We start from the raw sequence: 14,134 nt of genomic DNA, 5'->3' as shown, positions 1-14,134 counted from the left end.
TTAATTTACTCCAAGGCGGCAAGCCACGGTGTTAATCTCAAATTAACATCACTGATACTTAGATTTTGCCCAACAAAAAAGCCTCCCTGAATATTTTGGCTTCTAAAATTAATGGGAGGGGCTTGCTGAACCGTACCAAGCCCAGCCGTTAGCCCACCAATGCGTGATGCATTTACCTGATTATAAACAGCAAGATAATATAGGTTCCCGGGCAAAAGCACATAAGGCGTGATGAGAGGAAGTATAAACATTCCCGGTGAAATAAAGTTCACTCGCGTAGTAACCGCTACTACAACTGCACTTGTAGTGGAAACCGGTCTTAAAATTGCCATTTGGAAAGTTCCGTTCCTTGCTCCAGTCTGCACAATATAGGCCGCCATCTCCGTTACGGTACGGCTTAACCCACCATCAAACACGAGAGCACCTACCGCCTGATTATTCCCTCCACCCTCATTGGGACTAATTTCAACATTTATATTTCCGATTTGGGTCGTAACAATATCAAAATCTTGGTCACCTGTTGGACCAGTAGCTCCTGTGGCACCCGTTGGACCAGTAACACCAGCAGGGCCAACAGAACCCGTTGGACCTGTTGGGCCACCTGCACCAATAGGTCCTTGAGCACCCTGTGGACCTTGGGGTCCCTGGGGGCCTTGCGGGCCGATGGAACCTTGTAACCCCTGAGGGCCGGCGGGGCCGGGGACTCCTGTGGGACCTTGTGCTCCGGCAGAGCCAGTCGGCCCCTGCGCTCCGGCTGGGCCGATAAATCCTTGCACACCTTGTGGGCCAGTAGGCCCCGCAGGACCAACGGAACCAGTCGCGCCAACAGAACCGGTGGGACCCGTAGCACCCGAAGGACCGGTTGGACCAATAGCACCCTGCGGACCTGCAGGACCTATGGTTCCCTGAAAGCCTTGCATTCCAATCGGCCCAGAACCTCCGGGAATACCCGCGGGGCCATTGGGTCCCGTCGCTCCCGTAGCACCGGTAGCTCCCGTTAACCCCTGAAGCCCTTGTGGGCCAGTGGGACCGGTTGGACCGATTGAGCCGGGCAATCCAGTAGGTCCGGTCGCCCCCTGTGGCCCCACTGTTCCTACTGCACCGGTGGGGCCGGTTGGACCAATGGCTCCCCCCGCGCCTTGAATTCCTTGGGGGCCGGTTGCACCCGTTGCACCCGTTACACCTGCAACACCTTGCGGACCCTGTGCACCCTGCGGACCAAGGTTACCTTGCGGACCCTGTGCGCCGGTTGGACCAGCAATACCTGCTGGACCAATTGCGCCCGTAGGGCCGGTTGCACCAATTAATCCCATCGCACCGGTTGCACCGGTCGCTCCTATGGGTCCCGTAGCACCAACTGTACCAGAAGCTCCCGTCGGTCCGGTAGGACCTGCAATACCTGCCGCACCAGTGGCTCCCGTAGCTCCCGTAGGGCCAATCACACCAGTTGAGCCTGCTGCACCCGTTGGACCAGTGGGACCTGGTACACCTGCCGTACCTACCGCACCTGTTGCTCCTGTTGGTCCTGTTGCTCCGATTGCACCAATTGCCCCGGTGGGACCGGTTGGGCCTACCGCACCGGTGGCTCCCGTATCACCCCTTACACCCTGAGCACCCTGTGGGCCTACAACACCCTGCGGGCCTTGTGCACCTTCAATCCCTTGCAAGCCTTGTGGACCTTGCGGACCAATATTACCTTGTGGCCCCTGCGCGCCGGTTGGGCCAATCACGCCGGTTGAGCCTGTGGCTCCTGTGGGACCAGTAGGACCTGCAATTCCCGCCGCGCCAGTAGCTCCCGTAGCACCTGTAGCGCCAGTTGCACCAATAATACCAGCGGCTCCGGTAGGGCCTATCGCGCCAGTGGGTCCTGTATCCCCTTGTATTCCTTGCGCTCCCTGCGGACCTACGATTCCCTGTGGCCCCTGTGCTCCCGCAGGGCCAGCAACGCCCTGTAAGCCCTGTGCGCCTTGCGGGCCAATATTTCCTTGCGGCCCCTGTGCCCCAGTGGGACCCGCAATGCCTGCCGGGCCGACTGCACCAGTAGGGCCGGTTGCTCCGGTGAAGCCCATTGCGCCAGTAGCACCAGTCGAGCCGGTAGGACCCGTTGCGCCTACAATACCTGCCGCACCCGTAGGACCGGTTGGGCCTGCGATACCTGCTGCACCAGTGGCACCCGTAACACCAGTGGGGCCAATGGCACCTGTTGAACCTACAGCTCCTGTGGGTCCGGTCGGACCTGAAAGACCGGTAGCACCTGTCAAACCCGTTGCGCCCGTAGGGCCGGTTGCACCAATGGCACCAACCTCTCCTGTGGGGCCTGTGGAGCCTATGGCACCGGTCGGTCCAGTATCACCCTGTATTCCCTGCGCGCCTTTAGGGCCTACGATTCCCTGCGGCCCTTGCGGGCCTACATCGCCTCGCGGCCCCTGCGCTCCGGTTGGACCTGCTATTCCCGTGGGGCCAATTTCGCCTTGATTTCCCTGAGGGCCTTGCGGTCCAACAATACCCTGTATTCCCCGTGATCCAATACCTTGTATTCCTTGAGGACCCTGTGGACCAATAATACCCTGTGGGCCCTGAGCGCCGGTTGGGCCAATCGCACCAGCGGGACCCATTGCTCCCGTTGCGCCGGTAGCGCCTATTAGCCCCGTAGCACCCGTGGCACCGGTCGCGCCGGTGGGACCGGTAGCGCCCACAATACCTGCCGTTCCGGTTGGACCAGTCGGACCTGCAGTACCCGTTTCACCAGAGGCACCGGTTGCACCTGTAGGGCCGGTTGCGCCTACTATACCGGAGGCTCCCGTAGGACCCGTGGGGCCTGCAATACCCGTCGCACCCATTGCACCAGCGGCTCCGGTTGGACCAGTCGCACCAATTGCGCCAACCGCTCCTGTGGGACCTGTGGGGCCAAACCCTCCAGTGGGTCCCGTATCCCCTTGTATTCCCTGAGCACCCTGGGGCCCAGCAATCCCTTGCGGACCTCTTGCTCCTGCAATTCCCTGTAAGCCCTGAGCACCTTGCGGGCCAATATTTCCCTGAGGACCCTGTGCTCCAGCGGGACCGACTGCACCTGTTGGACCAATGGCTCCAGTTGGGCCGGTAGCCCCCGTGAAACCCATTGCGCCCGTTGCACCGGTCGCCCCGGTGGGTCCGGTAGCTCCTACAAAGCCAGATGCACCCGTGGGACCAGTCGGGCCTGTAATACCCGCTGCACCTGTGCTACCCGTAGCGCCAGTTGGACCAATTTGACCTGTTGCTCCTGCGGAACCGGTGGGTCCGGTAGGACCAGCAATACCAATGGCTCCCGTTGCACCAGTAGGACCTGTAGCGCCCACGGCGCCCACGGCACCTGTAGGTCCGGTTGGGCCAACGCTTCCAGTTGCACCAACATTTCCTTGTATTCCTTGCGCACCCTGCGGGCCTTGAGAGCCTTGCGGCCCCTGTATTCCCATAGGACCAGCCGGACCGGTAGCGCCAACCATTCCTGCCGGGCCAGTTGGCCCGGTTAAACCCATCATACCAACGGCACCCGTTGGGCCTGTTGGCCCGGTTGCTCCGGTAATTCCTATGCTTCCGGTAGGACCGGTTGGGCCAATTGCTCCTGTAAGACCCGTAGCACCCGTAGCTCCGGTTGCACCTGTTATTCCTGCGGCTCCTGCCATTCCGGTTGCACCGGTCGGGCCAGTCGCACCAATTGCACCCGTCGGTCCGGGAAAACCCTGGCTTCCCTGCTGACCTTGCGGACCCACAGTCCCTTGAGGACCTTGGGCACCTGCCGGCCCCGGCATACCCGGAGCACCTGCTATTCCGGTAGGCCCCGCTGGCCCAGTGGGGCCAACAGCACCGGTGGCTCCTGTAAACCCGGTAGGCCCGGTAGAACCCAACGCTCCTTGTATTCCCGCCGCACCTGTGGGACCAGTCGCGCCAACAGCCCCTATGGGCCCTATGGGACCCTGCACTCCCTGAGGACCTTGCGGACCTATAGAGCCTTGAAGACCCTGCATTCCTGCAGGGCCTGATGTACCAGTTTCTCCGGTTGTGCCAGCAGGCCCAGTCGGTCCGATAGGACCGGAGCCTCCCGTAGGACCTGTAAGACCCATTGCACCCGCCGGGCCCGTTGGCCCCATTGCACCTGTGGGACCAGTTGGACCCGGAAAACCGCTCCCGGTTTCACCCGTGGGGCCAGTTGGGCCGGTGGGTCCTGTTGCGCCAGTTGGACACGGATATGGAGGGGGGCATGGTGTAGGGCACGGATCCGGGCAGGAAGTCGGACACGACGGGCACCCTGTACCATTGCTCATGTAATTTTCCTTGGCATAAAAGAATGGCATTTTATCCCCTCTGCCATAAGGGTATTTACTATCAGCTGACATATGCAAATCTCCTAACTGTCACAGAGGCCTATGCTCAGAGTTAATTTCTGTTAGCATATTATGGAGATTTACAGTCCTTGTTTCCGAAGAAAAATATATTTTAAGAATTTTGTGATGCTGTTTTGCTAAAAGACATTTTTTTCGCGCGAGTTTTCCACTCAGCGGCCACCCAAATAAGAACCGGGAGGCCCACTTGAAACGGAATGGAATACTTAGGGTAAATATCCAGAAAGTCAAACATCTGCACGGCGTCACTATAAGAGATCGCACAAAGCATTAACGCAAACATGCAAACCGGCATAATAATCAAATCCAGCTTATTGGGTATATTAAGCAGCTTTGCGGCTCCTAACGATCCGGAATAAAGACAAAGGGTTGCTTTGGTTACCCCCGCTATAATAAAATTAATTGAAATTGTGCCTTCAATCCGCGAAAGGAAGCTTCCAATTTCCATAATTCTTGCACAGGAATAGGACGGAAAATACTCCGCCTCCATTAAATACGACCCAATACATAAAATATTCCTTAAAACAATAAACAGTAGAATGATAGTGGACATGCCTAACCCCTTTAATAAAACTTTATAAGGGTTTACGTTTCTTACTGCGGAAATAAGGGGTAGAAACACCACACACTCCGCATAAGGGAATGCAAAAACCTGCATAGAGCTTTTCGCTATTTCTGTACGAGAATGTTCCATAATTGGCAACAGATAATCTATTTGCATATGCGTAGCTGTGGCTAAAATAGTTATAATCACAATACCCATGGTTACATAAATTCCTACAACAGCCCATTGTGCAATTACCTGAATTCTGCTTTTGCATAGATATGCCATCACAAGAACCAGAGCAATCATCATTGGTATTTGAGGCGTTTCGGGCATAGCCACAATTTCCATAAACTCAGAAAAGTTCCGCAGTACAATTGCAGCTAAATACAAGTAATACCAAACAAGCAATGCAATTACAATTCGTCCGAAAACTTCCCCAAGCCAATTGATAATACAGGTAAAGAAATCATCCTCACCCATTAATTTTACAATTCTGGCATACAACAAAAATACAGGAATACATAGTGCGGCCCCTATTAACAGGCAAATCCACGAGTCTTGCCGTGTGTCTGAGTTTACCCCCATCACCACGCTGCTTCCAAACACAAATAACACAATCATTAGAACCATTTCCCGTGAGGTAACAGGGCAATCGTGTATGGTTTTCATCATTTCAATTTATCCACCTTAAATCCCGTATATTTTTTCAACCAACCAAGTTAATAGTGTTGAAACTCTGGGAATAGACATATTTGTCTGATCGAGCATCAGCACTGTGAAACTGATAACACATACCCCTACATAGAACCAGCGCAGCGGCCGTGAAAGAAGCTTTCTTTTCGGCAGATAATCGATGAGGATTACCCCCACAAACAAAGCAATTAATATAACGTATACCAAAAGAAGGCCCTCCTACGACTCACGCATCATAGCAGTATTGGTAATGTGCATTTTCACAGTGACCTCTACTGGTACTGTACGGAACATTTCATCCCACTGGCCTGAAATTTGCCTCCAAAGAGGGAGCTTTTTGCGGTAGATAATGCTTCCCATCCCTAAAACATCCGATTGATATTGTGTTTGCAGTTTTTTAATTACGTCCTGAATTTGGTTTTGGAGCATCTTTTCCGCTGCGGCAGTAACCGGGTCAATAACTGCGAGGTCACCTTTACTGCTACTGTGCGGGAACTCTCCTAAATAGGCTTGTATATTGATTTTTAATTTTACATTTATTTTTTCACCTGTTGCTTCAACATTCATATCGGATTCCACGTTCTTTAATTCGATAGTAATATTATGGGGAGTGATTGAAGGCATATAAACTGTTACGAGGCCTCCGTTTAAAATATCGTTAGACATAAGCAGCATTTTCGTTTCTTCCGCAGAAAGGAACCCTGCCAGCTTGTCCTTACGAAACACCGCACTGCCATAGGTTTCAATATGCTTTTTGCCGGTTCCCGGTTCTTCTGCAAGGTAAAAGACCGGCAGGGCCGCGTCTACTCCCGGCGTTTTTAATTTATTATAGATCCGATAAATTTGTGCGCTGAAAACCGAACCGGTCACCTTTGAATCTTCTCGAATAATTCGTGTCATGTCGTAAGATACCGCTCCGGTGTCTTTCTTAATGTTCATAAGCAATTCACGCGCCGTCTCTTCACGAGAAACTACCATCTCCATTGTTTCTCTCATTTCAGCATCCCGCAGTAAAAAATCTATCAACGCGTTAATGCCGTTTTCTTCCGCTATTTTACTGCTGATAATCACAATTTGCATGTTGCCGAAATAAGGTTTGCTGGCCAATTGGCGTTTTGCATTGCGAATTGCCTCAAAAATAGATGGACCCTTTGAAAAGACGAGTTCAGAGGAAGGACCCTCCGTTTTTGTGGATCTTTGCATATCCATCACTTCGAATGTAATTAAATACTGCCCGTCCACACTGTCAATAGCCATTCCAGCAACAATAGACATCTCATTTAATCCCCGGTAGTTCCAGCAGCCTGCCAAGGGAAGCATGAGACAAAAGACAAGCAGGGTACATAATGCTTTTTTCATTCTTTTGCCTTTGGGTACGTAGTTTGACGTACCGTATCCTGTCCTATTTTTACGGGGCGTCGAATCATCGTCCACCACGGTGCACGTATCATCTTATCCTTTACATCCTGAAATTGCAGCTTTGCGGAAGGAGTAAGCTGCGACACTCCGAAGGAATCTAAATTAAGCATGTGTATAAACAAAGCACTAAGCGTTAACACCATACCAAACAGGCCCATTACGGAAGCACCAAGGAGAATAAAAATACGAATAAAAATAATGGGTGCATTCATTTTCGGTACCAGCAGTGCTGTAATACCGGTTAGACCAACTATAATTATCATTGGCGCCGCAACCAGCTTTGCTTCCACAGCGGCCTGCCCAATTACAAGGGCACCCACAATACTAAGTGCTTGGCCAGTATTGGAAGGCATTCGCACACCTGTCTCTCGAAGAATATCAAACACAATCAGCATAATAAACGCCTCTGCAGCAGCCGGTAGCGGCACCCCCTGCCTCTCATTTGCTATGTTAATGAGAAGAGGCGTTGGCAGCATCTCTTGGTGAAACGCAACAATCGAAATATAAAAGCCCGGTACGGTAATGGTTAGAAAAAATCCCAATATACGCAGCATGCGAGAAAAAGAAGTGTACGAAAAATTAAGATAATAGTCTTCACTACTTTGAAAGTTTTCGATAAATAAATAAGGAACCGTTAGCACCACCGGAGAACCGTCTAAAAAGATAGCAATTCTGCCCTCCAGCAGCTTTGCAGCGACCACATCGGGTCGTTCTGTATAGCCAGTACTGCGAAATGGGGAGGTAGAGGAATCTCGAATCAGCTCAGAAATATAGTTGGTGTCTAAGACTCCATCAATATCTATCTTTTTAAGTCTCTCGTGTAATAATTTTAATATTCTTTTGTTTACCAAACTGTCTAAATAACAAATACAGCCTTTTGTTTGTGTACGGCGGCCAAACGTATAATATTTCAGTTTCAAATCCTGCGTGCGCAGCTTGCGGCGCAGTAAGGTAAGGTTTACAATAAGGCTCTCATTAAACCCCTCGCGCGGGCCAGAAATAATTTTTTCAGAATCCGGTTCCTCAATGCTTCGTAGTTCAAACTTTTTCGCGGGCAGAATAATTGCACGCGAGCAATTTGTGATAAACATGACAGCATCGCCAGACGTGATTGCGTCTATAATTTCTTCCCAGCTATCGATTATCTGCATTTCTACTGCCGTGAGAACTCGCTTTACCAAGCCTTCAATGGGGTCGTTCGCCTCAACTCGCTCTTGGGACTGAATCAAAGGCCGCATCACGCTGTTTTCGAGTTTAGAGGTATCTACCATTCCCTCACTGTAATACAATCGAAACTGCAAGTTGGAATGATGCGCATTCTGCATCTCCCTTACAATAATGGTATCGTTATCATTAAATAAATCTTCAAAGTGCTGGCAGTTCTCTTCAAGAGAAGCACTTAATTTCTCTTCTTCACTTGTAGACTCTGCATCCTTCGGCTTTTGTTGCTTTTTAATCGCTTTATCTATCTTGCTTTGCTTTTGTTTTTGATTAGGAAATGGACTCCACAAAACCGCTTCATCTCCGTTTCACACTCTTTTATTTCAATTCCGTTGTTAAATGAAGAGCAATACAACAACATTAATTCATGTTTATTATAAGCAAAGCACGATAATCTATACCTTATTTACCAGTTCTTTAGCCGTTTTCTTCCACCCACCGACCGCACCAAGACTCTACATTTTCCTTTTCATTCCGCGGCATTTATGGTATAATACTGTATTACATAATTACAGTATGTTTGCAATGAAAGCACATAGAATTTGAACAGTTGGGAGAATCAGGTGACAGTATGTCGATTCCAAGAGACAGAATCAGAAATTTCAGTATTATCGCCCATATAGACCATGGTAAAAGCACATTGGCTGACCGTATTTTGGAGCAAACAAAGGCGGTTGCTCTACGAGACATGGAAAATCAATTGTTAGACAACATGGATTTGGAGCGGGAACGCGGCATTACAATTAAGGCGCACGCGGTCACGCTGGTTTACCGAGCCAACGATGGGGAGGATTATATCTTTAATCTTATCGATACCCCTGGCCATGTAGACTTCAACTACGAGGTATCGCGCTCATTGGCGGCCTGTGAGGGGGCGCTTCTCATTGTGGATGCTTCACAGGGAATTGAAGCGCAAACACTGGCGAACACCTACCTGGCGCTGGATGCCGGGTTAGAAATTGTGCCGGTAATTAACAAAATAGATCTTCCCAGTGCAGACCCCGACCGTGTAAAAAACGAGGTAGAAGATATTATTGGCCTGCCAGCACAGGACGCACCGTGCATTTCAGCTAAGGCAGGACTGAACATTGACCAAGTGATGGAGCGTGTGGTAAAGGATATTCCCCCGCCGCAGGGCGATGAAAACGCACCGCTTCAGGCTTTGATTTTTGACTCCTATTACGATTCCTACCGTGGAGTCATTGTTTATGTACGTGTCAAAGAGGGAACCGTACACGCCGGAGATCAGATTCGAATGATGGCATCCGGCAGTGAGTTTAACGTAGTGGAAGTGGGCTACCTGCGTGCTACCGGCATGGAACCAGCTGCGAGCCTCTGCGCCGGAGAGGTAGGGTATATTTCTGCTTCTATTAAAGCGGTGCAGGATGCGCGCGTGGGCGACACCGTTACACTGACTAACTGCCCGGCAAAAGAACCTCTGCCCGGCTACCGTACGGCACAGCCTATGGTATTCTGTGGTGTATACCCGGCAGACGGCGCTCACTATTCCGACCTTCGTGAGGCATTGGAGCGTTTGCAGCTAAACGATGCGTCGCTCTCTTTTGAGCCTGAAACCTCTATTGCGCTTGGCTTTGGCTTCCGTTGCGGATTTTTAGGGCTGTTGCATATGGAGATTATTCAGGAGCGGTTGGAACGCGAATACGACCTCGATATTATTACAACCGCACCAAGTGTTGTATACCGCATTACAAAAACAGGCGGTGAAGTGGTGTATGTGGACAACCCCACAAACTACCCTGACCCCACCTTAATTATGATGGCAGAGGAGCCCATGACAAACTCTCACATTTATTCCCCCTCGGAATATGTGGGCAATATTATGGAGCTTTGCCAGGAGCGGCGTGGAGTATTTCAGGATATGAAATACATTGATACCGATCGTGTAGACATTCACTACACCTTACCGCTCAATGAGATTGTGTACGACTTTTTTGATGCGCTCAAGAGCCGTACCCGCGGATATGCTTCGTTCGATTATGAGCTGATTGGGTATGAAAAATCCAATCTTGTGAAGCTTGACATTCTTCTTAACGGTGAAATGGTAGACGCCTTGTCGTTTATCATCCATGCAGATAAAGCATATTCCCGTGGGCGTAAAATGGCAGAGAAGCTTGTACAGAAAATCCCTCGCCAGCTTTTTGAAATTCCCATTCAAGCTTGCATTGGCGGGCGTATTATTGCCCGCGAGACCGTGCGTGCTATGCGCAAAGATGTTCTTGCGAAATGCTATGGCGGCGATATTTCAAGAAAGAAAAAGCTGCTTGAAAAGCAAAAGGAAGGAAAAAAACGTATGCGCCAGCTCGGCTCCGTAGAAGTGCCGCAAGATGCGTTCATGAGCGTTTTAAAGCTGGATGAATAACGTAACCGCACCTTGGACGGAGGGATTATGAACCGCGAACCAATTGGCCTATACCTGCATGTACCATTCTGCAAGATGAAATGCCCCTACTGTGATTTTTATTCTACACCGGGCAATGAAGAGATAAAGGACGCTTACACTGAGCAAATGAAGCACTTACTGCAAAAAACTGCCTTGCAGCTTGGCCGCAAGGCAGATACCCTTTATTTCGGGGGTGGAACTCCTTCTGTGTTGGGTGCTAACCGAATCGCTGCACTATTGGAAGCAGCAAAAAAAAGCTGGGGTTTACACAATGCCGAAATTACGGTGGAAGTAAACCCAGGTGAATATGAACCTGAATTTTTTGAAACCCTGCGAGAAGCCGGAGCAAACCGTATCTCAATGGGATTGCAGTCTGCAAATGAAAAGGAACTCGCTCTATTGGGGCGCCGCCATTCGGTAAGCCAGGTTCGAGAAGCTGTAAAAGAGGCCCAACGTGCTGGTTTTGAAAATATTTCTTTAGATCTCATGCTGGCCGTGCAACAGCAAACACCCGAAAGCCTAAAACGTTCCATTGCCTTTTGTGCCGATTGCGGGGTACAGCATATCTCTTCTTATCTTCTTAAAATAGAGCCGGGCACACCCTATTACGAGCGTAAAGACCATATGGCTTTGCCGGATGAGGATGAAACCGCCGAGTTGTATTTGTTGGCATGTGAAGAGCTAAAGCAGGCTGGTTACAACCAGTATGAGATTTCGAATTTTGCGATTTCAGGCTTTGAAAGCCGCCATAACTTAAAATACTGGAACGCGGAAGAGTATTGCGGGATAGGACCCTCCGCTCATTCCTTTCTTGATGGTCAACGCTATTATTACCCCAGCGATTTGCAAAGCTTTTTAGCAGAGCCGCACAATAACTGTGAGGGTGATGGCGGTTCCCCAGAGGAATACGCCATGCTGCGTTTGCGTTTGAGTGAGGGGCTTCGGCAAACAGATTACCAAAAGCGTTTTGGTAGACCCTTTCCTGAAGACTATTTTCAGCGTGCAAATCGATATACGCAAAATGGGTTGGTGTACTGCGATGAAGAATCCATTCGTTTTTCCCCTAAGGGGTTCTTGGTTTCGAATTCACTGATTGCCGATATATTGCTAGGATAATATAACACATAACGTCATATAAATAGCAGACTCTGTAGGGACAAAACCCTACGGAGCCTGCTTTTAATTTATAATATTATTAGATTAAAAAGCCTTTATCTGTTTTGTTTTTCTTTGCGTAAGGCTTTTTTTCATCTGTTTGTTCCAAAATATAGTCAACGCTTGTATCATACAGCTTCGACAGTTCAATTAGAATCATACTGGGTATATCCAGTGCTCCACTTTCATAGCGAGAATAAGTTGCCTGACTTATTTTCAATAATTGTGCGAGCTTCTGCTGTGTATAATCGCAATCTTCTCTTAAATCCTTTAGCCTTCGATACATTCGATTCACCTCATTAACAGTTTACTTTATGCATTAACTGCATATTGACTTTTATGCAAAAATTGCATAAAATGATACAGAGGTGATAAAATGCCCAACTACAAAGCGATGTATTACACTTTGGCTGCTCGAGTTGCAACCACAATTGAACTACTTATAGAAGCGCAGCAGGAAGGCGAGAATGTGCTTCTGGAAGAATCACATTCCATACTTGTCCTAGCACACAAAGAGGAGTCTAAAAAGGAACAGCCCGGTCCATTTTGACCGGGCTGTTCCGAAAGGTGCAACCAAATTTTATGTTGTGCAAGAATTATGCGTTGGCAAGTGCCTTACCCAAATCCTTGCAGTTTTCCGAGGCCTCATCGTCGGGAGCTTCGTTTGCAATGAGTGTGCCGATAACCGGAACGCCGTCGCCTTGCAAGTCGCTGTCCCAAGTTCTCATCCACTCGCCGTCGCCCCAGCCGTAAGAGCCAAACAGAGCTACTTTTTTAGAGGCAAGTTTGTCTTTTATGGAATCAAGCATGGGTTCGAACTCACTTTCTTCCAGCTGTTCTGCTCCCATTGAGGGGCAACCAAATGCGATATGCTCAAACTCATCCGCCAACTCAGGAGTAAATTCCGCAGAAGTATAAACCGAAACATCCGCTCCAGCCTCCCGTGCACCATCCGCCACAAGGTTTGCCATCGCTTCTGTATTACCTGTACCACTCCAATAGACTACTGCCAATTTTGCCATTTTCCTTCACTGCCTTTCTGTTTTTCAAAATTGAATCGATTGAAGAAGGTTTTTCTCAAATAAAGAGAAACAAGCCATCCTCTTCCCGATTCGTTATTATTAAGCAGCGATAGTCAGTTGTAGCACCGACCGTCCGCCACAAAACAGCTTGGTATAAACTTCTCTGCATTTATCAATTTTCGCAAAGAAGCGCTTTGCCTCTAACTCATTGTGGTAAACTTTCCAAATACCGCAGCATTTGCAATTGCGACCGCGATTTTTAATAAATTCTGCTACGTCTTCCACCGGATAGCCCAAAAACAACCCGATTTCATGAGGGAACGATTGTGTCAGCGCAATTCGCTGCCGTAAATAATCCAAACAATTGAGTAAACTGCCTACGGGGTAACCATATTGATTTAAAAAATGGGACGCCTCCAAGCGGTTTAAATCCGCAACTAAAGCGGAGGCACGGTACACATAAATAAGGTCTCGCGTTTTGCCGCTGTGCAGCAATTCCAAATAAACACCGCGCGGGTTCAAAATTTGATTGAGGCAATCTATCTCATTGCGAACAACATCTTTTTCTTCGCCGGTATAGCTAAAAAGACTTGCCGTTTTTAAACCTGCTAATGTAGAAGCGCAATATTCCACCAAATAACGTTCCAGCATATGCTCTTACCCTTCATATCGAATTCGGCGCCAAGAATAAACCTCGGTTAGCAGCAATGCTCAGCAAGAATGTTCTTGAGCGCACAGGAGCTGCTGCTGTGTGAACGCACAACCGCCGTTCCAGTATTTTTTGTCATCTGAAGCGCACTATACACCATTTGGTGAGACACGGTACTGGTAAACAAGACCAGAAGATCTGGGCAGCCTATTTGTGTTTTTAAATTGGCCGGCTGTTGTGTAAATACTTTCGCTTTGCACTTAAATTGCTTACAAATATCTTTGTAGGTACATACCATTCGGTCATGGCCTCCAATAATGACAACGCTCATACTTTTCTTACCATCCTTTCTCTTTCAAAACATTTGTAGTTTATTGTTTTTCTAGTTAGTTTCATCTAACTAGCAGTTTAAACAATAGAGTTAGCGGTACGCTAACTCTATTGCCAACCAGCTAAAATCACTAGTTAAAAATCCTAAAAACTTTGCAGTTATTTTTCTTGATGTGCCTTCTCTTGTTCAGAGGGGCAGCACCCGCAGCTGCCACTGCATCCGCTGCATCCACCCGATTTATGGGTACGGTAGGTCTGGTAGGCTGCAAAAGCAATTCCGCCAAACACAATAATTGAAATAATTACAGTAGCCATAGT

13 protein-coding genes are annotated in these 14,134 nt (G+C 48.9%); 3 read left to right on the top strand and 10 right to left on the bottom strand.

What is annotated here, in order from left to right; all coding sequences use genetic code 11:
• Window positions 1-5: 5 nt before the first annotated feature.
• The 5 genes from E7L17_RS08460 to E7L17_RS08440 form a co-directional block, all read right to left on the bottom strand.
• Window positions 6-4,373, bottom strand: coding sequence for a collagen-like protein (locus E7L17_RS08460; protein WP_316322822.1), 4,368 nt, complete (start codon window positions 4,371-4,373; stop codon window positions 6-8).
• Window positions 4,374-4,473: 100 nt separating this feature from the next.
• Window positions 4,474-5,598, bottom strand: coding sequence for an endospore germination permease (locus E7L17_RS08455; protein ID WP_316322821.1), 1,125 nt, complete (start codon window positions 5,596-5,598; stop codon window positions 4,474-4,476).
• A 15-nt stretch (window positions 5,599-5,613) separates the two neighbouring features.
• Window positions 5,614-5,826 carry a hypothetical protein gene (locus tag E7L17_RS08450; protein ID WP_316322820.1) on the bottom strand — a complete coding sequence of 71 codons (213 nt, stop codon included), beginning with the start codon at window positions 5,824-5,826 and terminating at the stop codon, window positions 5,614-5,616.
• A gap of 12 nt (window positions 5,827-5,838) precedes the next feature.
• Window positions 5,839-6,978, bottom strand: coding sequence for a Ger(x)C family spore germination protein (locus E7L17_RS08445; RefSeq protein ID WP_316322819.1), 1,140 nt, complete (start codon window positions 6,976-6,978; stop codon window positions 5,839-5,841).
• The gene (locus E7L17_RS08440) at window positions 6,975-8,549 is read right to left on the bottom strand and encodes a spore germination protein (RefSeq protein WP_316322818.1); all 1,575 of its coding nucleotides are present in this window, start codon (window positions 8,547-8,549) and stop codon (window positions 6,975-6,977) included. The genes E7L17_RS08445 and E7L17_RS08440 overlap by 4 nt, the downstream gene beginning before the upstream one ends.
• 281 nt (window positions 8,550-8,830) lie before the next feature.
• On the opposite strand from E7L17_RS08440, the gene lepA reads away from it, so the two are divergent.
• The gene (gene lepA, locus E7L17_RS08435; protein WP_316322817.1) at window positions 8,831-10,639 is read left to right on the top strand and encodes a translation elongation factor 4; all 1,809 of its coding nucleotides are present in this window, start codon (window positions 8,831-8,833) and stop codon (window positions 10,637-10,639) included.
• Between the two features lie 27 nt (window positions 10,640-10,666).
• The gene (gene hemW, locus E7L17_RS08430) at window positions 10,667-11,776 is read left to right on the top strand and encodes a radical SAM family heme chaperone HemW (protein ID WP_316322816.1); all 1,110 of its coding nucleotides are present in this window, start codon (window positions 10,667-10,669) and stop codon (window positions 11,774-11,776) included.
• A gap of 79 nt (window positions 11,777-11,855) precedes the next feature.
• Here the strand turns inward: hemW and E7L17_RS08425 are convergent, their stop codons facing one another.
• A complete protein-coding gene (locus E7L17_RS08425) occupies window positions 11,856-12,101 on the bottom strand; it encodes a helix-turn-helix transcriptional regulator (RefSeq protein ID WP_316322815.1) in 246 nt (81 codons plus the stop codon).
• 90 nt (window positions 12,102-12,191) lie between these two features.
• Here E7L17_RS08425 and E7L17_RS08420 point away from each other — a divergent pair, with 90 nt between their 5' ends.
• Window positions 12,192-12,365 (top strand): hypothetical protein, encoded by a 174-nt coding sequence (locus E7L17_RS08420; protein ID WP_316322814.1) that lies wholly within the window; start codon window positions 12,192-12,194, stop codon window positions 12,363-12,365.
• Window positions 12,366-12,411: 46 nt separating this feature from the next.
• Here the strand turns inward: E7L17_RS08420 and E7L17_RS08415 are convergent, their stop codons facing one another.
• From E7L17_RS08415 to E7L17_RS08400, 4 genes are all read right to left on the bottom strand, one after another.
• A complete protein-coding gene (locus E7L17_RS08415) occupies window positions 12,412-12,837 on the bottom strand; it encodes a flavodoxin (protein ID WP_316322813.1) in 426 nt (141 codons plus the stop codon).
• Window positions 12,838-12,936: 99 nt separating this feature from the next.
• Window positions 12,937-13,488, bottom strand: coding sequence for a DUF3793 family protein (locus E7L17_RS08410; protein ID WP_316322812.1), 552 nt, complete (start codon window positions 13,486-13,488; stop codon window positions 12,937-12,939).
• 47 nt (window positions 13,489-13,535) lie between these two features.
• Entirely contained in the window at window positions 13,536-13,817 is a 282-nt protein-coding gene (locus tag E7L17_RS08405; RefSeq protein WP_085831903.1) for a DUF2325 domain-containing protein, read from the bottom strand.
• 158 nt (window positions 13,818-13,975) lie between these two features.
• A complete protein-coding gene (locus E7L17_RS08400; protein ID WP_316322811.1) occupies window positions 13,976-14,131 on the bottom strand; it encodes a FeoB-associated Cys-rich membrane protein in 156 nt (51 codons plus the stop codon).
• Between the last annotated feature and the right edge of the window lie 3 nt (window positions 14,132-14,134).

It is taken from the genome of Clostridium sp. (genome assembly GCF_032576335.1).
In the GTDB taxonomy this organism is placed as follows: domain Bacteria; phylum Bacillota; class Clostridia; order Oscillospirales; family Acutalibacteraceae; genus Faecalispora.
This window is presented reverse-complemented; position numbering and strand designations above follow the sequence as displayed.